Here is a 26,348-nt window from a genome sequence, read left to right as displayed (position 1 = left end):
TACTTACAATTACTTAACTTCAGGTTTTTGAGGTTTTTGTGCTTTTTCGAGGGTAAAAGAGAATTCAGATCCAATTCCGAACTCACTTTCTACATAAACTTTTTCCTTATGCGCTTCAATAATATGTTTTACAATAGCCAATCCTAAACCGGAACCTCCTTCAGATCGTGTACCGCTTTTGTCAACTCTGTAAAAACGTTCAAAGAGACGTGGAATGTTTTGTTTTTCAACCCCTTCTCCATTATCACTAATACGGATTAGCACCTTTTTCTTGGTCAGATTAACGACTCCAACTTCAGTCAAGCCACCTTCTCTCCCATATTTAATAGAATTGACAATTAAATTCTCTAAGACCTGCTGGATTCTGTCTTTATCTCCCTTTACTAATAAGGATTGCAGATTCTTACTTTCGAAAGCCAGTTTGATTTTCTTTTTATCGGCTTTCATTTCCAACAAATCAAAAACATTCTGAAGCAATTCGACAATATTGAATTCGGTAATATTTAAATCCAGATCTCCAGACTCCAGTTTGGTAATCATATCAAGATCTTCAACTATGTAGATCAATCTTTCTACTCCTTTTTCAGCACGTTTTAGATATTTTTTCCGGATTGTCTTATCATCCATTGCTCCATCCAATAGAGTTGAAACGTAACCCTGAACCGTAAATAAAGGTGTTTTAAGTTCGTGCGAAACGTTTCCTAAAAACTCTCTTCGGTATTGCTCCCTGATTTCGAGCATTTCGATTTCGAGCTTTTTATCTGTAGCAAATTTTTTCACCTCCCGCGAAAGCGTTTCCATATCGGTAGTTATCGGCTGATTGATAAGTGTAGTCGATTGCAGCAGTGAAACCTCATCATAGATTTTTTTTACTCTTCTGTAAATAAATCGTTCAACACGATATTGCAGTACTAAAAAAGAAAAGATATATACAGAAATTATAAAAATTATTCCAAACCCAACCTGATATTTTAATTGATTTTTATAAAATATATTCAGCAGCAGCAACACAAAGCCAGTTGTGAAAAGACTTATATACAATGCTGATTTGATAGCGAATTTGTAGGTTTTTTTGAAATTAATTTTCATTGAAACAGCGATATTTTTTTTAAACAATAAACCATTTAAGAAATTAATCCCATCAAGTTTTTTTTGACTTAATGAAACAAATTTCTAAATGGTTTTTAAATTTTATTCTTTTATAAAGAGTTAAGAATTTTACGCTTCAAATTTATAACCAACCCCTTTTATAGTTTTAAAAAGGTCTTCGCCAATTTTTTCACGCAATTTTCTAATGTGTACATCAATTGTTCTTCCGCCAACTACTACTTCATTTCCCCAAACCTTATCCAGGATTTCGTCTCTTTTAAATACTTTCCCTGGTTTTGAAGCTAACAAATAAAACAATTCGAATTCTTTTCTTGGAAGGGAAATTTCAATATTATCTTTAATGATTTTGTATTCTTCACGATTAATCTCTATTCCGCCTACGTTTAAGGTATCCGTAACAACTTCCTGTTCTTTCAGCCTTCTTAATAAAGCCTTTACTTTACTAACCAGTACTTTTGGCTTAATTGGTTTTGTAATATAGTCATCGGCACCGGCATCAAAACCAGCTACCTGCGAATAGTCTTCGCTTCTGGCTGTTAAAAATGTTATGATAACGTTATTTAATTCCGGGATTTTTCTAATATGCTCACACGCTTCCATACCATCCATTTCTGCCATCATGACATCCATGATAATAAGATCCGGCAATTCTTTTTGAGCTTTTGTGATTGCTTCTCTTCCATTCGAAGCCGTTACAATCTGGTAGCCTTCCTGAGCAAGGTTATAGCCTACAATTTCAAGGATATCCGGTTCATCGTCGACTAGTAAAATCTTGGTTTGTGTTTTTTTCATAAATAGCAAAAGTTGAAATTTTTACATCAAATTTCCTGTATTATATATTTGATGTTTTTGAATTGCGATGGTAAATATACTATAAAAACAACGGTTAAAAAGTCGTGTTAACGGTAATTTAATTTGGTAACAATTTGATAATCTACAAGACACAAAAACATAACAAGTGCCTAACATGAACTTTACAGTGCGTGTATTTCTTTGCACAAAAATAAATCAAACACAACACTGAAATGAAATTCAATTTAAAATTTCTATTAATTGCATTATTTATCTGTGCCATTTCGGTCGCACAAAACAAAGGTACAATTTCTGGAGTATTAACCGACAAAGAAACTAATAATGAAGCACTTCCTTTTGCGAATATTTTAATTAAAGGAACAAACATTAGTACCAACACTGACATTGAAGGAAAATATTCCTTATCTGTAAATCCGGGAAACTATACTATTATCTTTAGTTTTATTGGATATGAATCTGTAGAAAAACCTGTTACTGTTAAAGAAAACGAAACTATGACTGTTAACCAGGTATTATCCGCCGGAGGCTATACTCTTAAGGATGTTGTTGTAAAATCAACAGGAGGAAACAGAGAAAAAGAAACTGCTCTTTTATTAGATCAAAAAAATGCTGTCGTTATTAAACAAAGTATCGGTGCACAGGAAATGTCAAGAAAAGGAGTTAGCGATGTTGAAGAAGGTTTAACAAAAATTACCGGGATTACAAAAGTAGAAGGAAGAGGTTTATTTGTAAGAGGTTTGGAAGATCGTTACAACAATCTTTTACTAAATGACTTGGCTGTTCCATCAAACAATCCATTTAAAAAAATCATTCCTTTGGATATTTTTCCAACTGATATTGTAAGTATTTTAGAAACATACAAAACTTTCAATACTAATTTATACGGTGATTTTGCCGGAGCTACTTTTAACATAGTAACAACTGCTACTGGAAAAAGCCAGACTAAAATTAATTTTGGAGCTGGTTACACGATCAATAATAACCTAAAAAAATTCCTTATTTCCCGAGACGCAACTTCAACATCTGATTTTTTCGGATTGTCAGGCAATGAAAGAGATTTACCATCTGCAATAAACAAAAATCCTAGTTTTCAAACATTAACTGCAGATCAGGCCGCAAACGGATTTGGCTCAGGATTTGACGTCAAAAGCGATGTAGCTCCTCTAAATACAAGTTTTGGAATTACTCATTCTGAAAAATTCAATATAGGGAAAAACCAAAACGTATTTCAATATTTGATTTCACTTAACTATGATAATAAATTTCAGATAAGAAGTGGTGCAGATAGATTTTTCAATCCAGGGCAAGGAAACTACAGTAATGATTTAGTTACAACACAGTATAAATTTATAACAAACTCTTCTGTATTAGCCGCTTTAACTTATAAAACAAAAAGGTTTTCTCTTACATCAAACACCACCTATCTAAAATCGACCGAAAATTCAATACAAGATCAGCTGGGTTACACAAATTCTAATGTAAACCAACCAAATGGTTTTATAAGAATGAACCAATTACAAGAGTCTACTTTTTTAAACACACAATTGTTTGGCAATTATAAAATAACTGAGGACGAAAGACACACTATAAAATCAGGTATTTCATACTCTACAACACAATACGAACTACCTGACAGAAAATCTTTCAGCGGTACTAAGGTTGACGATAACACAACTTCGATAAGCTATTCTGGAAATAGTATAGTTAGACAATATCTTAATTTTAAAGGTGATAATCACATTTCTGGCTTACTGGAATATAATTGGAAATTTGGAAATGAAGATCTAAGCAAATCACACAAACTTACAGCAGGATATAGTGGTTACATGAATAAAATGGGATCGGAATTTAGATTTCTTGTATCACAAAGACTAAACTCAAATAGTGTTACTTTCTCAACTAATACTCCTGATTCAACTTTAAAAAATGAGATTTTAAACAATAATTTCACCTACAGCGATGGAACGAACCCAACTTACAAAGCAATGTTAGAGGAGTTTATTAACGCTGGATACTTAGACTTTGCCTTCAAATTTTCTGAAAAAATTGAATTAAATGTAGGTGCAAGAGTTGAACAGACTCATAGAGATACAAAATACAAAGAAGCGGGAAGTTTTGAAGATCCTTATCAAACAATAACTAATGATAAAACAGATTTTTTGCCATCTTTAAACACAAAATATATTTTAAATGAGAATTCAAACTTACGATTTGCAGCCTCAAAAACAATTACAAGACCTGTAATTATGGAGTCTTATCCTCTTGAGTTTGTGAATCCAGACGGCACCATAGAACAAGGTAATCCTTTATTAATCAATAGTGACAATTATAACTTTGATTTGAAATACGAATTATTCCCAACCAATAAGGAATTAATTTCTGCCACAATTTTCAGTAAAATAATAGAAAACCCTATTGAAAGATTATTTACAAACTCAGCTGGAAGCGGTGGACAGATTATGACATACGGTAACTCTCAAAAAGCTTTACTATATGGTGCTGAATTCGAGTTTTTATTTCAATTCGAAAGAATTTCAAAATCATTATCTAATTTCTCTTTAGGTGCTAATGCGTCATTAATGGATTCAAAAGTAACTATTGAAAAGACTTTTAAAAACGGAGTTAACAATCCCGAAACTATCGCAGCAGATGAGAACCCTTCCAGAAAACTACAGGGAGCATCTCCTTGGATAGTAAATGCCGATCTTAAATACGATACTGAGTTTAGTGAAAAATGGAAAAGTTCTATGACTATGGTGTACAATGTCTATAGTAAACGAATCTATGCTGTAGGAACAAATAAATTAGATAATTATTATGAAATGCCATTTGGTAAACTTGATTTTATTTGGCAAAACAAAATTTCAGACAAATTTGATGTTAAACTTTCTGTAGACAACATATTAAACCCATCTTATAAAATAGAAATGGGTGAAAAGAGCAGACTTGAAATCACTGAAAGAGATTTAACAGTAAGAGAATACAAAAAAGGAGTTGGTTTCTCTATGAATATATCTTATACCTTTTAAAAAAACACTTAACAATTACAAAACATAAACTTAAAGAACAAGTGTTAATTTGATAACATTCTCTTAAATAGATCATAAAGAGACTCATATTAAATTTGTTGAAGATTAAAAATCAAATAAAAAATCACACTTTATGAAAAAATTAGTATTCTGCTTAGCAGTTTTAGGAAGTATCTTTACAGGATGTTCAAGTGACAATGATAACAGCACACCGATAAAACAACCAGTAGTCGGAGAAATATCTTCAAATATTACAGCAAATACAACTTATGCTTATGGTAACTATACCTTAAAAGGGATGATAAAAGTTAGCGAAGGTGTAACTCTTACTTTCGAAGCTGGTTCTACAATTACTTGCGACAAATCTACTGGACAAAATGGTCTTATTATATTAAAGGGAGGAAAACTAATTGCTAATGGTACCGCAGACGCTCCAATCGTTTTTACTGAAAAATCAAAAATAGGAGGTTCTTGGGCTGGAATTATTATGTATGGTGATGCTCCAATTGTAAACTCTGCAACTGCTGCTGCTCCACAAACAGCTGTTTCGGAAGATGGTTTAGGATTGACATACGGAGGTTCAAATGAAGCACACAACGGAGGTTCATTGAAATATGTAAGAGTTGAATATGCCGGACAAGTAATCACTTCTAACAGTAAAGAAAATAACGGATTCTCATTCTACTCTGTTGGATCAGGAACAACATTAGATCACTTAGTATCTTACAAAGGTAATGATGATGGTTTTGAATTTTACGGAGGAACTGTAAGCTTAACTAACTCAATATCTTACGGAAACAGTGATGACTCTTTTGACTGGCAAGATGGATGGAGAGGTCAAAACAATACAAACTGGTATGCTTATCAAACAGGTGTTGCTAACTACGGCTTAGAAGTAGAATCTAAAAGTGTTGATAATGCGTTCTGGCCAAAAGTTACTAACATCACTCTTAAAAGAGCTGCTGGTACAACTACGGAATCACAAGGTGAAGTTCAACTGGATGCTATTCAATTTAAAAAAGAAGGAAATGGTGATTACAGCAACATCGTGATTGATGGTTATATTAGCCAAGCGGCTGTAGGTGAAAATAAGGCTATTAGTGGTGGTGCAATTCAAATACAAGACAAAGTAACTTATGACCACCAAGTTGCGGGAGGAAAAATCAAATTAAACAACGTAAAAATTACTAACTCTCCTATTACTTTTATTTCAGGAGTTCCAGCTTCATTCACAGTAACTGCAGCTAGTTTTGTTCCAGCATCAAACTGGACAACTAGTACTACAGCTACAGGAGCTACTTTAACTTCTGGTGCATGGGCTACTGTTGACGGAGTAAATTTATTGAGCAATCTAATGAGCAATCCCAATCCATCAAAGCAATAATTTTAGTTTACATAAATTGTTAAAAACATCCTAAATATTTAGGATGTTTTTTTTTGGCGTAATATTTGAAAACTTTTTTTGTATATTTACTCAACCAAAATAAAGCGATGGCAAAAAACTACTTTTATATTACTCTCTTACTGGCTTTTTTCTTTACTGTTAGCAGCTCAGCTCAGGATAAGCAATCGCCAAAAACTCGTGATGCAGTTTCCATAGAGGGACTTAGCTTGTACCCTAACCCTGTTACAAACGGAAAAGTATATATTACTTCTAAAAATGATTTAGAAAAAGAGATTATTATTTTTGATGTATTAGGAAAAAAGGTTTTTCAGGCACACTTGACAACAAAAGAATTAAACATTCCGGATTTAACTCCAGGAGTTTATATCATCAAAATAAGCGAACAGAACAATTCGGCGACACGAAAGTTAATTGTTCGGTAAAACATAAAAATTCACATAAAGCTCCAATAATTTGGGGCTTTTTTATTGCTTTTACATCCTACAATTATTTATACCTTTGCACAAAAAAAGTTTTGATTACAGCCAACGATATATTTACCATTTCAAGTCAGAAACAATTTGAAAAAATAGCACTAAAAGTGTTTCGTTTTCAGCACGAGAATAATAAAGTATATCGTGATTTCTGTGATTTTTTAAAAGTAAATCCACAGCAGGTAAAATCATTGGAACAAATTCCATTTCTGCCAATCCAATTTTTTAAAAGTCATGAAGTTGTTTCTAATTCAGACCTTGCGGAAGTAACTTTTACCAGCAGCGGAACTACCGGAATGATTACAAGCCGACATTTGGTTACCGATGTTTACCTTTACGAAGAAAGTTACCGAAACGGATTTTCTCAATTTTACGGCAATATCGAAGATTACGTTGTTTTAGCCCTTTTACCGTCTTATCTTGAACGTGATGGCTCTTCGTTAATTTATATGGTTGAAGACTTAATAAAACTATCCAATCAGTCTGAAAGCGGGTTTTATTTACACAATCACGATGACTTAATTAAAAAACTGACTGCTTTAGACGAATCCGGACAAAATGTAATTTTAATTGGTGTTACTTATGCATTATTAGATTTGATTGAAAAACATCAATTTCAGCTTCAAAATACCATTATTATGGAAACGGGTGGAATGAAAGGCAAACGTAAAGAAATGATTCGCGAAGAATTACACGAACAGCTTTGTAAAGGTTTTGGTGTTTCTTCTATTCATTCAGAATATGGTATGACCGAACTTTTAGCACAGGCTTATTCTTTAGGCGAAGGCGTTTTTGAATGCCCTTCGTGGATGCATGTTCTAATGCGCGATCCGGAAGATGCTCTAACATACGTGAAAGACGGAAAAACAGGCGGAATCAATGTTATTGATCTGGCCAATATCAACTCTTGTTCCTTTATCGCTACGCAGGATTTAGGCAAAAAATATCCCAACAACTCTTTCGAGGTATTGGGACGTTTTGATAATTCTGATATTCGTGGCTGTAATTTGATGGTTCTTTAATTTTCTTCTGCTAGCCCAATACTATCAATACCTTCTTTTCTCAATAATTCTTTTTCCTCAAGTCCTTTATTTTCTAAAAATTTATAGACTCCATAACACCCCAGACCTCCCAAAATAGCAAACACAAAATCTAGTCCCGAGTTATAATAACTTTCATCATCCAAAGCGTCAATTCCGTTTATAACAGCAATTATGATCACATACAGAATTGCCGCCAAAAAAGTTATTCCGTAGTACGATCCTAATCCAATAAAGAAATATTTCCATTTATTTTTATCGTTCTCAATGGCTAAATTACTAAACGCTTTCCAAATCCAATAAATTAGTAAAATTCCAATCATAATATTGTTTTAAGGGATAAACTTACTAAAAATAGTCATTGCTTTTATTTTTTTACTTCATAAAAAAATCCCAACCACTCTTTCGAGATATTGGGACTTTTGATAATACCGATTGTAATTTAATGGACTCTAAACCATTAATCATTCTCAATATTTACAACAAAATATTTTTTCTTTTTACCAAACTGAACGAGAATATATTTATCAAAAAATACATCTTTTGAAGTCAATAAAGTTTCAACCTGAATTTTCTGTTTATTCACCGATACCGCATTGCTTGCAAGAGCTTTTCTGGCTTCACCACGTGACGGGAAAATCTGAGTTAAATCGGATAAGGCCAATACAGCATCAATTCCGTTTGTCAATTCTGATCTTTTGATAACTGGCTGGTCAAATTCAGAGAATATATCATTAAAGAATTCTTCTCCTTCTTCAACTAAACTTTCAATTGTAAAATTTGAAAATACAAATTCAGATTTCTTTATTGCATCTTCTAACGCTTCTTTTCCGTGTACAAAAACCGTAATTTCTTCCGCTAATTTCTTTTGCAAAACTCTCAAATGCGGAGCTTCTGTATGTTCTTTAATTAAAGAATCAATTGTCTCTTTATCTAAGAAAGTAAAAATCTTAATATATTTCTCAGCATCAACATCTGTTGTTCTTAACCAAAATTGGTAAAAATTATACGTTGAAGTTTTATCGGCGTCAAGCCAAACATTTCCTCCTTCAGTTTTACCAAATTTAGAACCATCTGCTTTTGTGATTAAAGGAGTAGTTAAAGCAAATGCTTTAGCTCCTTCACCACCCATTCTGCGCACTAATTCTGTACCTGTGGTAATATTTCCCCATTGGTCAGAACCTCCCATTTGCAAAAGGCAGTTGTTGTTTTTATATAAATGATAAAAGTCGTATCCCTGAATTAACTGATAGGTGAATTCTGTAAAAGACATTCCTTCGCCTTCTCCGTTGATTCTTTTTTTAACAGAATCCTTCGCCATCATATAATTTACCGTAATACGTTTTCCAACTTCACGGGCAAAATCAATAAACGAGAATTCTTTCATCCAGTCATAGTTATTCACCATGATTGGCCCGTTTGGTTCTTTTGAATTAAAATCTAAAAAACGAGACAGAACGCTTTTGATTCCGGCAACATTTTTAGCTAAAGTTTCTTCGTTCAGCAAATTTCTTTCATCAGATTTTCCGGATGGATCACCAATCATTCCGGTTGCACCACCCACTAAAGCAACAGGCTGATGACCAAAATTCTTTAAATGAACCAGCAAAATAATCTGAACCATACTGCCAATATGCAGCGAATCTGCCGTTGGATCGAAACCAATATAAGCCGATGTTACCTCTTTTAGCAATTGTTCTTCCGTTCCTGGCATGCTATCATGGTACAAACCGCGCCACTTTAATTCTTCAACTAGATTCTTCATTTTAAAATATTTTTGCGCAAATGTAATCAATGTCAATATCAAAATCAAAAAGCAATGGCAATAACAATCTCAAAAAGCAATGGCAATGGCAAATTTCAATGGCAAATTCAAAAAGCAATTAAAAACCTTTGCAACTTTGATCCTCTGTAACTTTGCACCTTTCAGCCAAAAACTTATCTTTACAAAATGGTATTAGTAACAGGAGGAACTGGTTTAGTTGGCGCACATTTATTGCTTCATTTAATTGAAAATGGAGAAAATGTCCGGGCTATTTACCGCAGCCAAAACAATATCCAAAAAACAAAATCTGTTTTTGAATTGTATAAAAAAGGTGATTTATTTGAAAAAATCAATTGGCTTGAAGCCGATATTCTGGACGTTCCTTCTCTGGAGATTGCTTTTATCGGAATAGAATATGTTTACCATTGTGCTGCCTTGATTTCTTTTAATCCAAAAGATGAAGATGCACTTCGGAAAACCAATATCGAAGGAACAGCCAATATGGTTAATTTTGCTTTAGCCAAAGGAGTAAAAAAATTCTGTTATGTAAGTTCAATTGCAGCTTTAGGAGATTTACAGCCACACGAAACTTACATCACCGAGGAAACTGACTGGAATCCGGAAAAGCCTCACAGCGACTACGCTATTTCAAAATATGGTGCAGAGATGGAAGCCTGGAGAGGCGTTCAGGAAGGTTTGGATGTAATTATTATAAATCCCGGAGTAATTTTAGCTCCCGTTTCAACAAAATCAATTTTCGAATACGGAAGCAATGTACTGTATATAAAAGTAAGTAAAGGACTTTCATTCTACACCCTTGGAAATACCGGATTTATTGCTATAAATGATGTCGTAAAAATTGCATTTGAATTAATGAAAAGCAATATAAAAAACGAACGTTTCACGCTAATTGCAGATAATATTATTTTCAGGGATGTTCTAAATACAATTGCTGATGCTTTAAAGGTAAAAAAACCAACAATTCACGCAAAACCAATATTTATGAATTTACTTTGTGTTGCAGATAGAATAGTATCAACTTTACTTTTTCAAAAAAGAAGCCTGACAAAAGCAGCCGCAAAAGCCTCTTATTCTAAAAGCCTATACTCTAATGAAAAAATAAAAACCGCTCTGGGAACGGTTTTTTTAGATGTAAATCAATACATAAACGAAGTATCAAAATTATAATCCTTTATGCTGAACTCGTTTCTTTCTTTTTACAGAGTCGACATTTATTTTTTTTATGACTTTCTTTACAGAATCTTTAGGAGTTTCTTTTAATTTTTTCTTTTTTGCTTCAGCAGCCTTTTTTGCCTCTGCTATTTTTTTAGCTTTAGCAGCCTTTTTTTCTTCTGCTTTTATCTTTTTTTCGATAACTTTTTTTTCTTTATCCAGCCTTGCATTTATTTCATCAAACATTTCTTTATAGTTATCATAGTCAGCGGCATAATAGATGTTGCTTTGAGCAAATTGAAGACTATCAACCTTGTATTTTTTAAAAATAAACTTCTTAGGGTTGGACTCAACCGAATCCAGCGATAAAGGCTGTTGGTATTTTATAGCATCCAAAAGAGATAAATCATATATAATATCAATCATTTTTTCTTTCGCGATAAGTTTAGCAGGTTCTTTGACTAGCTCTTTTTTACAACTTACAGAAAGAAATAAAACCAATAGTATAAATACAAAATTCTTCATTGCTGTTTATCTGTTAAATAATAGTCGCTTTCCGGCACGAACATCTTTTACTTTAAAGTTGTTATAAACCATTTCGCCATTTACAAAAGTATGTGTAATTCTTGATTTAAAAGTAAAATTCTCAAACGGAGACCACCCACATTTATACAAAATATTATCCGGTTTTACGCTCCAAGGCAAACTTGGGTTTACAATAACCAAATCAGCATAATACCCTACTTTTACAAAACCTCTTTTTTCGATTTTAAAAATCTTCGCCGGATTATGACACATTTTCTCAATGATTTTCTCAACGCTGATTTTACCCTGATGATGCGCTTCAAACATAGCTATAACAGCATGTTGTACTAAAGGACCACCTGACGGGGCATTTAAATAAGACTGGCTTTTTTCTTCTTTTGTATGTGGTGCATGATCCGTTGCAATAACATCGATACGGCCATCATTTAAAGCTTTCCAAAGTTCTTTTCTGTCATTAGCCGTTTTTACAGCCGGATTCCATTTGATGAAATTCCCTTTTGTTTTATAATCCTCATCGGTAAACCAAAGATGATGTACACAAACCTCTGCTGTGATTTTTTTATCTTCCAACGGAATTTTATTCGTAAACAATTCCATTTCTTTCGCAGTCGAAAGATGGAAAATATGCAAACGTGCTCCGGTTTTTTTAGCCAAAGCCACTGCTTTTGAAGAGGAGATATAACAAGCTTCCGCACTTCTGATTAAATGATGCGCCGTTACCGGAACCTCATCCCCATATTGTTCTTTGTAAGCTGCAAGATTATTTTGAATTGTAGTTTCATCTTCACAATGAACGGCGATTAACATTGGTGTGCTTGAAAATATTCTTTCTAAAGTCGCTTCGTTGTCTACCAGCATATTTCCGGTTGAAGAACCAAGAAAAATCTTGATTCCGGCAACATTTTTTGGATTAGTTTTTAAAACTTCTTCCAGGTTATCATTGGTTGCTCCCATCATAAACGAATAATTCGCAAAAGATTTCTGGGAAGCAATTTGATATTTATCTTCTAAAATTTCCTGGGTAACAGCATTCGGAACCGTATTGGGCTGTTCGATAAAGGAAGTAATTCCTCCTGCAACCGCAGCTCTTGACTCAGATTCAATATCTCCTTTATGTGTTAATCCCGGTTCTCTAAAATGTACCTGATCGTCAATTGCACCCGGAATCAAATAACTTCCTTCAGCATCTATTACTTTACAATCAGATGATTTTAGGCTGATGCTGTCTGCAACTTCAACAATTAAGTCGTTTTCTATTAAAACATCCCCTTCAAAAATTGATCCTTCGTTTACAATTTTAGCATTTTTAATTAAAATCCTGTTCATCACCGTTCTTTTATAATGTATTGAATAATTTTTTTAATCGAAGAGAAATAACTCCAAGTATCGCTTCCTTAATAATAGCATTGCTCATTTTCGAGACTCCTTTGGTACGATCTGTAAAAATAATCGGAACTTCTGTGATTTCAAATTTAGCACAATAAGTTCTATATTTCATCTCGATCTGAAAAGCATACCCGACAAATTTTATTTTATCGAGATTTATCTTTTCCAAAACCTCTCTTTTGTAACAAACAAAACCTGCTGTTGCATCATGAATTTTCATTCCGGTAATAAACTTCACATAAACCGAAGCAAAATAAGACATTAGCACACGACTTAAAGGCCAGTTCACCACATTTACACCTGTAACATAACGAGAACCCACAGCTAAAGCAGCCCCACCAAAATGACAGGCATCATATAATTTTTCAAGATCATTTGGATTATGTGAAAAATCAGCATCCATTTCAAAAATGAAATCATATTTACGTTCCAAAGCCCATCTGAAACCGTGAACATAAGCCGTCCCTAATCCTGATTTTTTTGCCCTTTTTTCAAGAAACAGTCTTTCCTGAAATTCTTCCTGAAGCGCTACCACCTTATCAGCGGTATGATCCGGCGAATTGTCATCAATGATTAAAAGGTGAAATGATTTATGTTGCGAAAGCACCGCACGTACTATGCTTTCAATATTTTCAATCTCGTTGTAAGTAGGAATTATGACAATACAATCATTCATTTTTTCTGCGTAATTTCACCGCAAAAGTAAACTTTTTATAGCATTTGATTCATAATAAATGTATAATAAAAGTATTGAGACAAAAAATTACTAATTTTGTATCGTTATGATTGAACAGCTTCATCCCAGAATTATAGAAAACAAAGATTGGGCAACACTTTTATTTGTGTTGGCTTTTGCCGTTGTTGCCATTACTAAATCTGCTTATGAAAATAGATTTAGTGAGTTTACAAAACTTATTTTCTCAGATAAATATGTAAAAATTTATCGTGACGTTTCGCATTTAAAAAGCAGTTTTACTGTAGGTTTGTTTTTTGTACAAATTATTTCGTATGCTTTTTTTATACAGTTGACGATGCATATTTTTAAATTTCCCGAATCAGGATATGCTACAAAATCAGACTGGATGCTTTTCACACAGATTGCTACTTTACTAACCTACTTTATCTTAGCGAAGTATTTAATAGAAAAAATCATAGGAACTGCCTTCAATATTGATGAGTTTGTTGATCTTTTTAACCTGCAAAAAGCAACTTACAGAACATACATTGGTCTTCTGATACTCCCTGTTAATGCAATTTTGTTTTATAATAACAATGTCCCTAAGAGTATACCACTAGCAATAATAGGGGTTTCGGCATGTATAAGTATGTTTTCCTACTTTATTTCAATTAAAACTTATCAAAATACAATAATCAACAAATTATTTTATTTTATTTTATATCTTTGCGCTCTTGAAATAGCCCCTTATTATTTCCTTTATTATTGGATTACAAAAGAGGTGGCTTAGTAAATGTTTATAATATGAAAGTGAAAACAATTTTGGTGTCACAGCCTGAACCTAAAGTGGAAAACTCCCCTTACTTTGAGCTCCAACAGAAACACAAAATAAAAATTGATTTCAGACCTTTTATTCATGTGGAGGGAGTTAGTGCAAAAGAGATTAGGTTACAAAAAATCGATCTTAATCATTATACTGCGATCATTTTAACGAGCCGAAATGCGGTTGATCATTTTTTCAGGGTAGCTGAAGAAATGCGCTACAAAGTTCCTGAAGGATTGAAATATTTTTGTCAATCAGAAGCGGTGGCATTTTACCTGCAAAAATATGTGGTGTACAGAAAACGTAAAATATACGTGGGTGCTAAAGATTTTGCAGATTTATCACCACTTATAAAAAAATACAAAGACGAAAAATTTCTGCTTCCAGCCTCTGATCAGTTAAACGCAGATGCTCCTGTAACATTAAACGGATTAAAAGTAGATTGGGCACAAGCTATTTTTTACAGAACTGTAATGAGCGACTTATCAGATTTAGCTGATGTTTATTATGATGTTTTGGCGTTTTTCAGTCCAACAGGAATCAAATCCTTGTTTAAAAACTTTCCTGATTTTAAACAAAACAATACCAGAATTGCTGTTTTTGGAAGCACAACCCAAAAAGAAGCATTAGACCACGGATTAAGAATTGATATTCTTGCCCCGACTCCTGAAACTCCTTCTATGACAATGGCTTTAGAAAAATATATTAGTGAGGCAAATAAAAAATAATCCTTACTATTTACAACTTAGATTCCAAATTTCAACTTTTTATGTTGGAATTTGGAATTTTTATTTCCACCCATTTTAACTACATTTGATTTCTATTCTAAACCAAATTAGCAGGATTAGTTTCAAATTACAAGTTATGAAAATCAACTCGCTATTAATCGAAATTGACGGTATCGACAAGGAAATCCTTCGTTATTTAATGGATGATGCCCGAAAACCTATTTTACAAATTGCAAACAAAATTGGCATTTCCGGAGCCGCGATTCATCAGCGGTTAAAGAAACTGGAACAATCAGGTGTGATTTCAGGATCAAAATTTACTGTAAATCCTAAAGTATTAGGCTATAACACGATGGCTTTTATTGGAGTTTACTTAGATAAAGCCTCCCGAAACTCTGAAGCTGTAAAAGATTTAAAAAAAATCCCTGAAGTTCTGGAATGCCATTACACCACAGGAAACTGGTCGGTTTTGATTAAAATCATTTGTAGAGACAACGAACATTTGATGCAGCTTTTAAATACCAAAATTCAGGCAATTGAAGGGGTTTCGAGAACTGAAACGTTTATTTCGCTGGATCAGCAGATTGACAGACAGATACAATTGTAAATTAGATAATTTAAAAAAACTACATATAAAACTATAAACCCGACGGATTTTTAAAAATCTGTCGGGTTTTCTATAAATTATCTAATTGACTAATTATCTAAATTGCCACATTAAAAATTAATTCCTCCTGCTTCCTGAGTAAATCGAAATATAATACAATAGCGTAGCAATAGAACCAATAGCCGCTACAACATAAGTTCTTGCAGCCCATTTTAAAGCATCTTTTGCACCGGCCTGTTCTTGTTGTGTCAACATTCGTTTATTTTCCAACCAAGCCAGCGCACGATTACTTGCATCATATTCAACTGGCAATGTTATAATAGTAAATAAAGTTGTTGCTGCAAAAATCACGATACCCACTAACAATAACTGCGGAAAAGTTCTTATCATAAGGATTCCGGCCAGCAAAATCCATTGTACATAATTTGATGCTACACTAACAATAGGAACTAATGCTGAACGCATTGTCAGCCATTCATAACCAAGGGCATGCTGTACGGCGTGACCACATTCGTGTGCTGCAACAGCGGCCGCTGCCGCGTTTCTGTGATTGTAAACTGCTTCACTTAAATTAACCGTTTTATCTGACGGATTATAATGGTCTGTCAATTGTCCCGGAGTCGAAATTACACGAACATCACGAATACCATTATCAGCCAGCATTTTTTCTGCAATTTCCTTTCCGCTCATTCCGTTTTGCAATTGCAGTTTCGAATACAACTCGAACTTACTCTTTAACTTTGAACTCACCAGCCAGCTAATCAGCATTATCGCACCGGCGAGAATTAAATATTCTCTTCCCATATTTATATTTTTTAGTTTATGTTTTGTCTTGTAAAATCACAACAATTTACGAACCATTTTTGTAAAATGTCAAAATGACACACAACTTTAGATTTTAATTATGAATTGTTTCGCAAAAAACTAAACACAAACTTATTACTCCAAAGAAATCTAAACATTAAGTCAATCGAACCGTAAGATTCCTACGGAATGACAAACTATATTGAAACAAAAATCCAAACCCCAATCGTAAAATTGGAATTTGGACTCGAGATAGCGTACAGGCGAAGCAATTTCAAAATATTGATTTTATTAATCCAATTGCTTATTTATATCTTTCAAATTTATAATCAGATCATTAATTTTTACCTGTTGTTTTTTAATTTGTTTCGGACGCATATAAAACCAGTTAAAACCAATCCAAAGCAAGGTTACGCCATATGTAATCAGCGCATAAAAAACAGTCATCCTTGAAGCGTATTCATACATATACAAACAAATTCCCGCAAGAAGTAAAACAAAGTACCAACTCAATATAGTAGACTGCATAAATTGTTGTTTTCTTTTAATTAAAATTAGTTTTTGCAAATATTCCTGATTGGTTTGGTTTGTATCAATATCTTTATAGATACGCAATAAGCCATTGTAAAATCCCACATACATTATCATTGCCACGATTGCCAAAACGATTCCGATTTTAGTCGAAATAAATTGCGGCTGATAATAGTACCAAATAAAAATAATAAAAGCAGATGTGGCAAAAAGCAGAATATTGGTTTTCCATAAACTTCTCAAACCTGCTTTTTTGAATTGTTTTAGCCTTGCCATCAAATCCTCTATATTGGGCTGATTTACGGTTTGTTTTTTCCATAAATCTTTAAAATCTATATTATTGCTGTCCATTTTCTTTGAATTTTTGAGTCAGTTTTTCTTTTATTCTGTGAATTTTCACTCTAACATTAGCTTCAGAAAGTCCAACGATTTTTGCAATTTCTGCCTGCTTTACATCTTCCAGTTCCAGTGAAATAATGATACGCTCTGTTTCGGGCAATTCGGCTATGCATTTGTACAAATACTGAATTTGTGGTTCAATTGAAGTTTGCTTTTCTTCCGAAAGATGAACAGGCAAGTCTGATTTTGGAAAACGTTTTTCTTTCTCGATCTGCCTTAAACAGGTATTAGAAGCAATCCTGAAAATCCAGGTTCCAATAGCCGATTCGTTTCTAAAAGTTTCCAGCTTCTGCCATACAATGATAAAAGTTTCCTGAGCCAAATCCTGAGCAGCATCATAATCATTTACAAATCCCATGCAAAGCCTGAAAATCCTGTCCCAATATGTTTTGTAGATTTCTTCGAATTCCATCTTACGATTTTAAAAAATGATTTAATTGTTCCAAATACCATGCTGTATCATCATACATTATAAAATGCAGGCCTTTGTTTGCGTATTTAAAATCAGCTGTTTTCAGGTTTTTATATTGTTCGTCGATTATAGGTTTTAAATTTATAAAATAAGACTCTAATAAAATTAACGACGGACATTTTATCTGTGCAATCCTGTTTCTCAAATCGGTATTATAAAAATCACAATACATTTGTCCGAAAGTGGTTCTGTCTGATTTTACACTCCAACCCACAACCAATTCCAGTTTTGTAGCATCCTGTAAAAGTCTCGGCATGGTTTGTTTCTGCATCTCATAAAACTGAGTTTCATTCATCGCCGTCATTTGGTTTACAGTTGAAGAACAATTATTGTTTTCTTTTGATTTGAAAGAAGGATCACTCAAAGCTGCCAGACACGGAAGCGCATCCACAACCACAATTTTCCCAATCAATTCCGGATAATCGGCAGCGATAGCAAGCGCCAATCCGCCACCCATACTGTGTCCAACAATTATTGGTTTTTCAATTTTATTGTTTTGGATATAATTAGCAATTTCTGTTTTCCAGTTTTCGAATGATGGATTTAACTGTGGTTTTACTCCCGCGAAACCAGCCATTGTGAATGTGTAGCAAGTAAAATTTTTTTCGAATGCGGTTTTGGTTTCGTTCCAGACTTCTCCGGAAGAAGCAAATCCCGGAATAAATAGTATAGCTTGTTTCCCTTTTCCGGTTTTAAGAACTTCAAAAGGATATGATTTGGTTTGTGCAAAAACATTGAAACATAATACAGAAAATAAAAGGGCGATAATCAAAATATACTTTTTCATTTTTAATAGATTTAAGTTGTTAATTAATCGGATCCGCCCTTTGGATACGAGAACTATTAAAATGTTACAACTGAAATTAAAATTTCAATAAAAAAATTCCAAATTCCAATATTGAAACGGAAATTCTGACGTGATTTGCGTGCGGAGATTCCTCCTTCGTCGGAATGACAAACTGGGTGTTGGCTAGGGTTTAACGCAAGAACTTCGCATTTTTGTCATTCCGACGAAGGAGGACACGAGTGATAGCGAACTGGCGAAGCAATCTCCACAAGTAGCTCGACAAAGATTGGCGACATTGATTGCGGAGCTTCTCGCGAAGATTCCTCGTCCCTCGGAATGACAAACTATGTGTTTTAGAAAAAAATCTGTGAAAATTAGTATAATTGGCAGCAAAAAACACGCACAAAAAAAATTCCAAACCCCAACAAAAATTGGGATTTGGAATTTAAAATATTTGAAAATTGATTTATTAAATCGCAAAATTGATAACCCTTCCGGGAACAATAATCACTTTATTTGGTGTTCTTCCATCTAATTGACGCAACGTTCTTTCATCTTTCATAATGATTTCTTCGATTTGTTCCTTGGTTAAATCCAAAGGCAATTTGATCGTAAAACGCATTTTTCCGTTGAAAGAAACCGGGTATTCTTTTTCAGATTCCACCAAATGCTTTTCTTCAAAAATTGGGAAAGCAACATCAGAAATTGAAGTTGTATGTCCCAACTGCGACCATAATTCTTCTGCGATATGCGGTGCATAAGGCGAAACCAAAATGGCTAAAGGCTCTAAAATGGCACGTGAATGACAGTTTTGAGAAGACAATTCGTTTACACAAATCATAAACTGAGAAACCGAAGTATTGAAAGAGAAATTCTCGATATCTTCAGCTACTTTTTTAATGGTTTTGTGCAATGATTTTAAGTTGTCTTTTGTTGGTTCGTCGTTGTTTACGATTAAACCGTTGTCATCAAAATACAATCTCCATAATTTTTTCAGGAAACCAAATACACCAGAAATACCCGCCGTGTTCCAGGGTTTTGCCTGCTCTAACGGACCTAAAAACATTTCGTACAAACGTAATGTATCAGCACCGTATTCAGCACAAATATCATCCGGAGTTACAACATTGTATTTTGATTTTGACATTTTTTCAACTTCGCGGCCTACAATGTATTTTCCGTTTTCTTCTTTAAGAAATTCTGCATTAGCGTAATATTCTCTCCATGCTTTGAATTTTTCAATGTCCAACTCATCCGAAGAATTTATCATCGAAACATCAGCATGGATTTCAGATATCTCTAAGTTCCCCAAATTAATATAAATATTTGGAAATGCAGATTTGATCTGATTTAAATAAAATTCTTTTACCTTCTCTTTTTCATCTTCATCACCCTTTTTAATTTTATCATATATCGATTTTGTGATGAATAAAGTAGGCATATCTGAGTTTAATATACTAAATCCTTCATTTGGATCAGACTCTATTACACCGTGAACTCTATAAACAAAAGCACTAGTCCCCAAAATCATCCCCTGATTGATCAGTTTTTTGAATGGCTCTTCAGTTGGAGCAAAACCTTTGTCTTTTAAGAATTTATTCCAGAAACGAGAATACAATAAGTGTCCGGTTGCGTGTTCGCTTCCTCCAATGTATAAATCTACGCTTTCCCAATATTTCAATGCGTCTTTACGAGCGAATTCGTCTTCACTATCAGCATCCATATAACGCATCCAATACCAGGAACTTCCTGCCCAGCCCGGCATCGTATTCAATTCAAGCGGAAAAATGGTTTTGTTGTCAATTTTTTCATTAAAATCAACATCATTAATTACTGTATTCCATGCCCATTTAATAGAATTTCCTAATGGTGGCAAGCCGTCTTCGGTTGGTAAATATTTTTCAACTTCAGGCAAAATAATTGGCAAATGCTGTGCGTCGATCATTTTTGGAAGTCCATTAACATAATACACCGGGAATGGCTCACCCCAATAACGCTGACGAGAGAAAACCGCGTCACGCAAACGGTAATTTGTTTTTCCGGTTCCCTGACCAATTTCTTCTAATTTTTCGATGACTTTTTTAGTAGCCTCTTTATAATTCAATCCGTTTAAGAAATCCGAATTGGCGATCTCTACATTGTCTTTCGAACCGTAAGCCACTTCAGAAATATCTACATTCGCAAAAATATTCTTGATTTCCGGCATTCCGTTTTGTCCTTTAAAGAAATTTGCAAAAGCGTAATCTCTTTCGTCTCCACAAGGAACAGCCATTACAGCACCAGTTCCGTAACCAGCCAAAACATAATCACCAATCCAAACCGGAATAGCTTCTTTTGTAAAAGGATGTTCCGCATACGCTCCTGTAAATACTCCCGAAATGGTTTTTACATCAGCCATACGCTCACGCTCAGAACGTTTAGCTGTTTTTTCGATATACGCTTCAACAGCTGCTTTTTGTTCCGGAGTGGTAATTTTAGCCACCAAATCATGTTCCGGAGCCAAAGTCATAAAAGTAACTCCGAAGATGGTATCAGGACGGGTTGTGAAAACTTCGATAAAAGAGTCGAAAGTCGAATGTCGAAAGTCTGAAAGTGCAGCTTCACTTTCGACTTGCGACTTTTGACTTTTGACTTTAAATTTTACCATCGCCCCCACAGATTTTCCAATCCAGTTTCTTTGAGACTCTTTTATTGACTCGCTCCAGTCGATATCATTTAGCCCCTGAAGCAAACGTTCGGCATAAGCAGAAATTCGCATACTCCATTGTGTCATTTTTTTTCTGATGACAGGATAGCCTCCACGCTCCGAAACTCCGTTTACAATTTCGTCATTTGCCAAAACAGTTCCTAAACCGGGACACCAGTTTACTTCTGTTTCTGCCAAATACGTTAATCGGTATTGTAGTAATATTTTCTCTTGCTCATCTGCCGAAAATGCATTCCATTCGCCTGACGAAAAAGAAACGATATTATCATCGCAAACAGCATTTACATTCGCATTTCCTTCTTTTTCAAAAATAGCGGTCAGAGTCGAAATGTCTTCGGCTTTGTCAGAATCTTTATTGTACCATGAATTGAATAACTGAATAAAAATCCATTGTGTATGTTTGTAATAATCCGGATTTGAGGTTCGCACTTCGCGCGCCCAGTCAAATGAAAATCCGATTTTATCTAATTGTTTTCTGTATCCGGCGATTTGTTTTCCTTCTTTATCAACACCTCCATCAATGTTTACGCGAGTTGTATCTTCCGGACGCTGACCTGTCTGAATTGCATATTGCTCAGCCGGTAATCCAAAACTGTCGTAACCCATTGGATGCAAAACATTAAATCCCTGATGTCTTTTGAAGCGAGAATACACATCTGAAGCAATATAACCCAGCGGATGCCCCACATGAAGCCCTGCTCCAGATGGATAAGGAAACATATCGAGAACATAATGTTTAGGTCTTTCAGAGTTATTTTTTGCTGCAAAAGTTTGATTTTCTGCCCAATACTTTTGCCATTTGGCGTCTATTTCGTTTGGATTGTATTTCATTTCTAAGTTACTAAGGTTCTAAGTTGCAAAGATACTAAGGCTTTCCTCTCTTTGTGACTGGATTATAAGTTGGCAAATTTACATTTATTACAGATTGTACCAAAGCTATTTCATTGGCAAACAAATAAAATAACAAATTACGTATTTTAATTAAGTAAAAACACGTACTATTGTACTGTGTGATTACAGCTATTCCGTAAAGTTGGCAAAAGCTTAATCAGTATAAATTAATGCGAACTTTGTGTTTTTACTGTAACAAAATATAAAAATCTTTGCGGCCTTTCCGGTCAAAACATTTCTCTGGTGTCGTATTTCAATATCTAATTGTACATTTATGGTATAAAAGTTCGTTATTAACTTCATATAAAGAAATTCTTTATTATTTTTACCACATAATTTAAGCAGACTATGAGTTCTAACTTTGATAAATTTCAAAAGCGCAGGTTAATTTCCTCTTATTTTTCGGTAGTATTAAGTGTATTCTTGGTTTTATTCCTTTTGGGAGTACTGGGATTATTCATTATTAATTCAAAAAAACTGGCCAATGATTTTAAAGAAAAAATCGCCATGACAGTTTTCTTTAAAAACGAAGCTACAGATAGTGTTACCAAGGCATTTGATACCGAATTAAAAAGAGCTCCTTTTGCAAAATCGTATGTATACGTTACAAAAGAAAAAGCGGCAAAAGAACATACAGATATCATTGGCGAAGATTTCCTGACCTTTTTAGGAGAAAATCCATTATTGAATTCTTACGATATTCATTTAAAAGCAGATTATGTTGAAAGAGACAGTATCACAAGAATTGAAAGCGATTTACGTAAAAACACGATGATCGAAGACATTGTTTACGACAAACAACTAGTAAACTTAGTAAATGACAATATCAAAAAAGTAAGTATGTGGATTTTGATTATCAGCGGTTTCCTTGCGGTGATTGCGGTTTTATTAATCAACAGTTCCTTGCGTTTATCCATTCATTCAAATAGATTTATTATTAAAACCATGCAAATGGTTGGAGCGACAAAAGCCTTTATTCGTAAGCCTTTTGTAGTGCGTAGTGTAAAACTTGGAATGTTGGGAGCTGGTTTAGCTATCATTGCCCTGATTGCTCTTTTAATGTATGTTGAAACTAATTTCCCGGGATTAGGAATTTTAGAAGACAAAGCCTTAATAGGATTGGTTCTATTAGCTGTCTTTGGATTAGGCGTTTTAATTACCTGGGTCAGTACACATTTTGCTACACAAAGATTCCTGAATTTAAGAACAGACGATCTTTATTAATTTTAGATTTAATAAAAAAATACCCTTAAACCTCGCTTAGGGTGACAAAAAGATAATAATGAAAAATAATATTAAAGAAGAACAAGAACAACCTCAAAAACAAGAATTTCTTTTTGACGGCATCAATTACAAAATTTTATTGATTGGAATTGGCGTTATCGCACTTGGATTTTTTTTAATGTCTGGTGGAGGAAGTACTGATCCAAATGTTTTCAATGAAGATGTTTTTAGTTTCAGACGTATTCGTTTAGCTCCAACAACTGTTTTAATTGGTTTTGGAATCACGATTTATTCTATCTTCAAGAAATCTAAATAGACTTTTTTTAGATTTCTTAGACTGTAGATCTTTAGATTATTCGATTAATCTTTAAAAAAAGTCTAAAATCTAAGATATCTAAGAATCTAAAAATCTAAATTAATGAATACATTACAAGCAATTCTTATTGCAATAGTTGAAGGATTAACAGAATATCTGCCTGTTTCCTCTACAGCACACATGATTTTTACAAGTTCTTTTTTCGGAATACAGGAAGATGATTTTGTAAAATTGTTTCAGGTATCTATTCAGTTTGGGGCTATTTTGGCCGTTGTTGTTTTATATTGGAAGAAATTTTTTGACTTCAGTAAAATCAATTTTTATGTTAAGCTGGCCTGTGCTGTTATTCCCGCATTGATTTTAGGAAAATTATTTGATGACAAAATTGATGCTGTTTTAGGAAATCCTGTTCCGATAGCTATTGTTTTAATACTGGGCGGAATTGTATTGCTTTTTATTGATAATCAATTCAAAAATCCAACCATTATTAACGAAGAAGATATTACAATAAAAAAAGCCGTAACAATCGGTTTTTGGCAGTGCCTTGCTATGATGCCCGGAACAAGCCGTTCTGCCGCTTCTATAATTGGCGGAATGCAGCAAGGATTAGACAGGCAGACTGCTGCGGAATTTTCGTTTTTTCTTGCCGTTCCTACAATGCTGGCAGTTACAACCTATTCATTGTTATTAAAAACTTATGAAGTTTCGCAACTGAAAGGTTACGAATTATTGACACAATCCCCTGAGAATCTGAAATTATTTTTGATTGGAAACGTAATCGCATTTGTAGTAGCCATTATTGCTATAAAATCTTTCATTGGAATCATCAAAAAATACGGTTTTAAACCATGGGGTTATTACAGAATTGTGGCTGGAATACTTTTATTGGCGTATTTTTCCTTAAATAAATAATTTTGAAAACACCCGAAGAATATTTAAACGGACAAGTCTTACTGATTGATAAACCTTTAAAATGGAGTTCTTTTCAGGCTGTTAACAAATTAAAATACCTTTTAATTAATAAAGTTGGACTTCCAAAAAAGTTTAAAATTGGTCACGCCGGAACATTAGATCCTTTAGCTACAGGACTTTTATTAATCTGTACAGGGAAATTCACAAAAAAAATATCTGAACTTCAGGGGCAGGCAAAAGAATATACCGGAACGTTTTACATTGGAGCCACTACTCCATCATATGATCTGGAAACTGAAATCGACGTGACTTTTCCAACAGATCATATTGATCAGGATTTAATTTATGAAACGGTAAAACAGTTTTTAGGTGAAATCGATCAAAAACCACCTATTTTTTCAGCCATTAAAAAAGATGGGGTTCGCTTGTATGAGCATGCACGTGCGGGAGAAACTGTCGAAATTGCCAGTAGAAAAACCACAATTCATGAATTTGAAATTACAAGAATTGAATTGCCTGAAATTGACTTTAGGGTAGTTTGCAGCAAAGGAACTTATATTCGGTCATTAGCTTTTGATTTTGGAAAAGCCCTTAGATCAGGTTCCCATTTGACCGTTTTGCGCCGAACTAAAATTGGTGATTACGATGTTAAAGATGCTATTGATATTATGATGTTTGAAGAAAGCATTTAAAGAATAAAAAAAAGCACATTACAAATAAGACGGGAGTAATGTGCTTAAACTAATTTTGGATAAAAATAATATTATTTCATACTTCACGCAGTTAATAATGCGGTATATTTTTTCCTCCAAACAAAAATCTTGAAAATAAATCATAGAACTTTTCGAATAACTTCTTCATAATAGTGAATTTTTTAATGGTTAATTAGTAAAGACACCTATAAAAAAAGCAAGTCAAATAATAGAAATGGGATCTATGGCAGCAAGATACAAAAATATAATTTAAAAAATAAATATTTTACTACTTTTTTAACATTATATTGTTTGTTTTCAGCGTATTAACAAATTCAAACTTTAGAGTTTCATAATATTTATAAAGGTTATAATCGATTATACCTGATGTTCTCCATAATATTGAGCAATTCTTCCTGAACCGAAATTCCTTTATCTGCTAAATACCACAATTGCAAATCGGTTTTGATTTTTTCATCGATAACACCAAAATCCCTTTTGTAATTTGCCATCAGCTCTGTCGCTCCTTTTGGTCTCGGTCCCCAGTGTGTCCGCACAATTCCGGCTTCTTTACAGATTACAATAACTTTTGGGATTGCTTTGCCCCCATTTGTTAAATACTGGCCCATTAATTCCTCATTTTGATCTCTTAAAACAATTCGAAGGTCAATTCTTTTCTCCGATGCTAGAGCCATCTTATTTAAGACAGGAAGTATTTGGGCAGCATCGCCACACCATCCTTCAGAAATAACCATCCAAATATAATGTTTGTCTAAATTTTGCAGTTTCGAAATTACATCTTCGGAAATTTTAATGGTTTTATCCAGACGATTCATTCTGGCTTCATTCAAACTAGTATAATGCCTTAAACTTTCAGACTGTTCATCTCCGGTTGATTTCCCTTCTGATAATAAATCGGTAACTAATTTTCTATATTCAACATAGGAATAACTATGGAATAATGCTTTGGCTACAATACTTTTCATGTTCTTTGTTTTAGGTCTGATAAATTTAAGCAATTTAATAAAGCCCAAATAAT

The 26,348-nt window shown here is 33.7% G+C and carries 25 protein-coding genes; 12 read left to right on the top strand and 13 right to left on the bottom strand.

Going from position 1 to position 26,348, the window contains the following annotated elements; genetic code table 11:
• Positions 1–9 precede the first annotated feature (9 nt).
• Both FLACHUCJ7_RS08665 and FLACHUCJ7_RS08660 read right to left on the bottom strand, forming a co-directional pair.
• A complete protein-coding gene (locus FLACHUCJ7_RS08665; RefSeq protein ID WP_180908617.1) occupies positions 10–1,089 on the bottom strand; it encodes a sensor histidine kinase in 1,080 nt (359 codons plus the stop codon).
• A gap of 129 nt (positions 1,090–1,218) precedes the next feature.
• Positions 1,219–1,902 carry a response regulator transcription factor gene (locus FLACHUCJ7_RS08660; protein ID WP_031455240.1) on the bottom strand — a complete coding sequence of 228 codons (684 nt, stop codon included), beginning with the start codon at positions 1,900–1,902 and terminating at the stop codon, positions 1,219–1,221.
• Positions 1,903–2,135: 233 nt separating this feature from the next.
• Here FLACHUCJ7_RS08660 and FLACHUCJ7_RS08655 point away from each other — a divergent pair, with 233 nt between their 5' ends.
• The 4 genes from FLACHUCJ7_RS08655 to FLACHUCJ7_RS08640 all read left to right on the top strand — a co-directional run bounded on the left by FLACHUCJ7_RS08655 (position 2,136) and on the right by FLACHUCJ7_RS08640 (position 7,852).
• Positions 2,136–4,952, top strand: a complete 2,817-nt coding sequence (locus FLACHUCJ7_RS08655; protein WP_180908616.1) for a TonB-dependent receptor — start codon at positions 2,136–2,138, stop codon at positions 4,950–4,952.
• Positions 4,953–5,085: 133 nt separating this feature from the next.
• Entirely contained in the window at positions 5,086–6,336 is a 1,251-nt protein-coding gene (locus tag FLACHUCJ7_RS08650) for a hypothetical protein (protein WP_180908615.1), read from the top strand.
• A gap of 107 nt (positions 6,337–6,443) precedes the next feature.
• Positions 6,444–6,779 carry a T9SS type A sorting domain-containing protein gene (locus FLACHUCJ7_RS08645; RefSeq protein ID WP_180908614.1) on the top strand — a complete coding sequence of 112 codons (336 nt, stop codon included), beginning with the start codon at positions 6,444–6,446 and terminating at the stop codon, positions 6,777–6,779.
• Between the two features lie 92 nt (positions 6,780–6,871).
• Positions 6,872–7,852 (top strand): LuxE/PaaK family acyltransferase, encoded by a 981-nt coding sequence (locus tag FLACHUCJ7_RS08640; RefSeq protein WP_180908613.1) that lies wholly within the window; start codon positions 6,872–6,874, stop codon positions 7,850–7,852.
• On the opposite strand, the gene FLACHUCJ7_RS08635 is transcribed toward FLACHUCJ7_RS08640, so the two are convergent.
• Positions 7,849–8,193, bottom strand: a complete 345-nt coding sequence (locus tag FLACHUCJ7_RS08635; protein WP_180908612.1) for a hypothetical protein — start codon at positions 8,191–8,193, stop codon at positions 7,849–7,851. The two genes, FLACHUCJ7_RS08640 and FLACHUCJ7_RS08635, sit on opposite strands and share 4 nt — an antisense overlap.
• A 137-nt stretch (positions 8,194–8,330) precedes the next feature.
• Positions 8,331–9,635 (bottom strand): tyrosine--tRNA ligase, encoded by a 1,305-nt coding sequence (gene tyrS / locus FLACHUCJ7_RS08630; protein ID WP_180908611.1) that lies wholly within the window; start codon positions 9,633–9,635, stop codon positions 8,331–8,333.
• Positions 9,636–9,821: 186 nt separating this feature from the next.
• Here tyrS and FLACHUCJ7_RS08625 point away from each other — a divergent pair, with 186 nt between their 5' ends.
• Entirely contained in the window at positions 9,822–10,823 is a 1,002-nt protein-coding gene (locus FLACHUCJ7_RS08625) for an NAD-dependent epimerase/dehydratase family protein (RefSeq protein WP_180908610.1), read from the top strand.
• On the opposite strand, the gene FLACHUCJ7_RS08620 is transcribed toward FLACHUCJ7_RS08625, so the two are convergent.
• From FLACHUCJ7_RS08620 to FLACHUCJ7_RS08610, 3 genes are read right to left on the bottom strand one after another with little or no spacing between them, the layout of a single operon-like run.
• On the bottom strand, positions 10,818–11,333 hold the full coding sequence (locus tag FLACHUCJ7_RS08620) for a DUF4296 domain-containing protein (protein ID WP_078229192.1): 516 nt from the start codon (positions 11,331–11,333) through the stop codon (positions 10,818–10,820). The two genes, FLACHUCJ7_RS08625 and FLACHUCJ7_RS08620, sit on opposite strands and share 6 nt — an antisense overlap.
• A gap of 6 nt (positions 11,334–11,339) precedes the next feature.
• The gene (locus FLACHUCJ7_RS08615; protein WP_180908609.1) at positions 11,340–12,680 is read right to left on the bottom strand and encodes a dihydroorotase; all 1,341 of its coding nucleotides are present in this window, start codon (positions 12,678–12,680) and stop codon (positions 11,340–11,342) included.
• Between the two features lie 10 nt (positions 12,681–12,690).
• Positions 12,691–13,416, bottom strand: coding sequence for a polyprenol monophosphomannose synthase (locus tag FLACHUCJ7_RS08610; protein WP_180908608.1), 726 nt, complete (start codon positions 13,414–13,416; stop codon positions 12,691–12,693).
• Between the two features lie 106 nt (positions 13,417–13,522).
• On the opposite strand from FLACHUCJ7_RS08610, the gene FLACHUCJ7_RS08605 reads away from it, so the two are divergent.
• The 3 genes from FLACHUCJ7_RS08605 to FLACHUCJ7_RS08595 all read left to right on the top strand — a co-directional run bounded on the left by FLACHUCJ7_RS08605 (position 13,523) and on the right by FLACHUCJ7_RS08595 (position 15,574).
• Entirely contained in the window at positions 13,523–14,206 is a 684-nt protein-coding gene (locus FLACHUCJ7_RS08605) for a DUF4271 domain-containing protein (protein WP_180908607.1), read from the top strand.
• A 14-nt stretch (positions 14,207–14,220) separates the two neighbouring features.
• On the top strand, positions 14,221–14,967 hold the full coding sequence (locus FLACHUCJ7_RS08600) for a uroporphyrinogen-III synthase (protein ID WP_078229267.1): 747 nt from the start codon (positions 14,221–14,223) through the stop codon (positions 14,965–14,967).
• 136 nt (positions 14,968–15,103) lie between these two features.
• A complete protein-coding gene (locus FLACHUCJ7_RS08595) occupies positions 15,104–15,574 on the top strand; it encodes an Lrp/AsnC family transcriptional regulator (RefSeq protein WP_007811264.1) in 471 nt (156 codons plus the stop codon).
• 117 nt (positions 15,575–15,691) lie between these two features.
• Here FLACHUCJ7_RS08595 and FLACHUCJ7_RS08590 read toward each other — a convergent pair whose 3' ends face one another.
• The 5 genes from FLACHUCJ7_RS08590 to FLACHUCJ7_RS08570 form a co-directional block, all read right to left on the bottom strand.
• Entirely contained in the window at positions 15,692–16,378 is a 687-nt protein-coding gene (locus FLACHUCJ7_RS08590; RefSeq protein WP_180908606.1) for a zinc metallopeptidase, read from the bottom strand.
• A 291-nt stretch (positions 16,379–16,669) separates the two neighbouring features.
• Entirely contained in the window at positions 16,670–17,260 is a 591-nt protein-coding gene (locus FLACHUCJ7_RS08585) for a hypothetical protein (RefSeq protein WP_180908605.1), read from the bottom strand.
• Positions 17,247–17,720, bottom strand: coding sequence for an RNA polymerase sigma factor (locus FLACHUCJ7_RS08580; RefSeq protein WP_180908604.1), 474 nt, complete (start codon positions 17,718–17,720; stop codon positions 17,247–17,249). The genes FLACHUCJ7_RS08585 and FLACHUCJ7_RS08580 overlap by 14 nt, the downstream gene beginning before the upstream one ends.
• 1 nt (position 17,721) lies before the next feature.
• Complete coding sequence (locus FLACHUCJ7_RS08575) at positions 17,722–18,567, bottom strand: alpha/beta fold hydrolase (RefSeq protein WP_180908603.1); 846 nt, start codon at positions 18,565–18,567, stop codon at positions 17,722–17,724.
• Between the two features lie 469 nt (positions 18,568–19,036).
• Positions 19,037–22,105, bottom strand: a complete 3,069-nt coding sequence (locus tag FLACHUCJ7_RS08570) for a leucine--tRNA ligase (protein ID WP_180908602.1) — start codon at positions 22,103–22,105, stop codon at positions 19,037–19,039.
• Between the two features lie 408 nt (positions 22,106–22,513).
• On the opposite strand from FLACHUCJ7_RS08570, the gene FLACHUCJ7_RS08565 reads away from it, so the two are divergent.
• From FLACHUCJ7_RS08565 to truB, 4 genes are all read left to right on the top strand, one after another.
• Positions 22,514–23,389, top strand: a complete 876-nt coding sequence (locus FLACHUCJ7_RS08565) for a cell division protein FtsX (protein WP_031455219.1) — start codon at positions 22,514–22,516, stop codon at positions 23,387–23,389.
• A 58-nt stretch (positions 23,390–23,447) separates the two neighbouring features.
• Positions 23,448–23,705: a DUF3098 domain-containing protein gene (locus FLACHUCJ7_RS08560; RefSeq protein ID WP_031455218.1), complete on the top strand. Its 258-nt coding sequence runs from the start codon at positions 23,448–23,450 to the stop codon at positions 23,703–23,705.
• Positions 23,706–23,807: 102 nt separating this feature from the next.
• Entirely contained in the window at positions 23,808–24,617 is an 810-nt protein-coding gene (locus FLACHUCJ7_RS08555) for an undecaprenyl-diphosphate phosphatase (RefSeq protein WP_180908601.1), read from the top strand.
• Positions 24,617–25,309, top strand: coding sequence for a tRNA pseudouridine(55) synthase TruB (gene truB / locus FLACHUCJ7_RS08550; protein WP_180908659.1), 693 nt, complete (start codon positions 24,617–24,619; stop codon positions 25,307–25,309). Before FLACHUCJ7_RS08555 ends, truB begins: the two co-directional genes overlap by 1 nt.
• A gap of 368 nt (positions 25,310–25,677) precedes the next feature.
• Here the strand turns inward: truB and FLACHUCJ7_RS08545 are convergent, their stop codons facing one another.
• A complete protein-coding gene (locus FLACHUCJ7_RS08545; RefSeq protein ID WP_180908600.1) occupies positions 25,678–26,295 on the bottom strand; it encodes a thioredoxin family protein in 618 nt (205 codons plus the stop codon).
• Positions 26,296–26,348: the final 53 nt, after the last annotated feature.

The sequence above is a fragment of the Flavobacterium salmonis genome (genome assembly GCF_903819435.1).
Taxonomy (GTDB): Bacteria; Bacteroidota; Bacteroidia; order Flavobacteriales; family Flavobacteriaceae; genus Flavobacterium; species Flavobacterium chungangense.
Note: the sequence above shows the minus strand (reverse complement) of the source record. Positions and strands in the feature narration are given on the sequence as shown.

Bases quoted from the DNA above. Each gene is read 5' to 3' on its own strand.
- FLACHUCJ7_RS08665 (WP_180908617.1), bottom strand. From the start codon at position 1,089: ATGAAAATTAATTTCAAAAAAACCTACAAATTCGCTATCAAATCAGCA.
- FLACHUCJ7_RS08660 (WP_031455240.1), bottom strand. From the start codon at position 1,902: ATGAAAAAAACACAAACCAAGATTTTACTAGTCGACGATGAACCGGAT.
- FLACHUCJ7_RS08655 (WP_180908616.1), top strand. From the start codon at position 2,136: ATGAAATTCAATTTAAAATTTCTATTAATTGCATTATTTATCTGTGCC.
- FLACHUCJ7_RS08650 (WP_180908615.1), top strand. From the start codon at position 5,086: ATGAAAAAATTAGTATTCTGCTTAGCAGTTTTAGGAAGTATCTTTACA.
- FLACHUCJ7_RS08645 (WP_180908614.1), top strand. From the start codon at position 6,444: ATGGCAAAAAACTACTTTTATATTACTCTCTTACTGGCTTTTTTCTTT.
- FLACHUCJ7_RS08635 (WP_180908612.1), bottom strand. From the start codon at position 8,193: ATGATTGGAATTTTACTAATTTATTGGATTTGGAAAGCGTTTAGTAAT.
- tyrS (WP_180908611.1), bottom strand. From the start codon at position 9,635: ATGAAGAATCTAGTTGAAGAATTAAAGTGGCGCGGTTTGTACCATGAT.
- FLACHUCJ7_RS08625 (WP_180908610.1), top strand. From the start codon at position 9,822: ATGGTATTAGTAACAGGAGGAACTGGTTTAGTTGGCGCACATTTATTG.
- FLACHUCJ7_RS08620 (WP_078229192.1), bottom strand. From the start codon at position 11,333: ATGAAGAATTTTGTATTTATACTATTGGTTTTATTTCTTTCTGTAAGT.
- FLACHUCJ7_RS08615 (WP_180908609.1), bottom strand. From the start codon at position 12,680: ATGAACAGGATTTTAATTAAAAATGCTAAAATTGTAAACGAAGGATCA.
- FLACHUCJ7_RS08610 (WP_180908608.1), bottom strand. From the start codon at position 13,416: ATGAATGATTGTATTGTCATAATTCCTACTTACAACGAGATTGAAAAT.
- FLACHUCJ7_RS08605 (WP_180908607.1), top strand. From the start codon at position 13,523: ATGATTGAACAGCTTCATCCCAGAATTATAGAAAACAAAGATTGGGCA.
- FLACHUCJ7_RS08600 (WP_078229267.1), top strand. From the start codon at position 14,221: ATGAAAGTGAAAACAATTTTGGTGTCACAGCCTGAACCTAAAGTGGAA.
- FLACHUCJ7_RS08595 (WP_007811264.1), top strand. From the start codon at position 15,104: ATGAAAATCAACTCGCTATTAATCGAAATTGACGGTATCGACAAGGAA.
- FLACHUCJ7_RS08590 (WP_180908606.1), bottom strand. From the start codon at position 16,378: ATGGGAAGAGAATATTTAATTCTCGCCGGTGCGATAATGCTGATTAGC.
- FLACHUCJ7_RS08585 (WP_180908605.1), bottom strand. From the start codon at position 17,260: ATGGACAGCAATAATATAGATTTTAAAGATTTATGGAAAAAACAAACC.
- FLACHUCJ7_RS08580 (WP_180908604.1), bottom strand. From the start codon at position 17,720: ATGGAATTCGAAGAAATCTACAAAACATATTGGGACAGGATTTTCAGG.
- FLACHUCJ7_RS08575 (WP_180908603.1), bottom strand. From the start codon at position 18,567: ATGAAAAAGTATATTTTGATTATCGCCCTTTTATTTTCTGTATTATGT.
- FLACHUCJ7_RS08570 (WP_180908602.1), bottom strand. From the start codon at position 22,105: ATGAAATACAATCCAAACGAAATAGACGCCAAATGGCAAAAGTATTGG.
- FLACHUCJ7_RS08565 (WP_031455219.1), top strand. From the start codon at position 22,514: ATGAGTTCTAACTTTGATAAATTTCAAAAGCGCAGGTTAATTTCCTCT.
- FLACHUCJ7_RS08560 (WP_031455218.1), top strand. From the start codon at position 23,448: ATGAAAAATAATATTAAAGAAGAACAAGAACAACCTCAAAAACAAGAA.
- FLACHUCJ7_RS08555 (WP_180908601.1), top strand. From the start codon at position 23,808: ATGAATACATTACAAGCAATTCTTATTGCAATAGTTGAAGGATTAACA.
- FLACHUCJ7_RS08545 (WP_180908600.1), bottom strand. From the start codon at position 26,295: ATGAAAAGTATTGTAGCCAAAGCATTATTCCATAGTTATTCCTATGTT.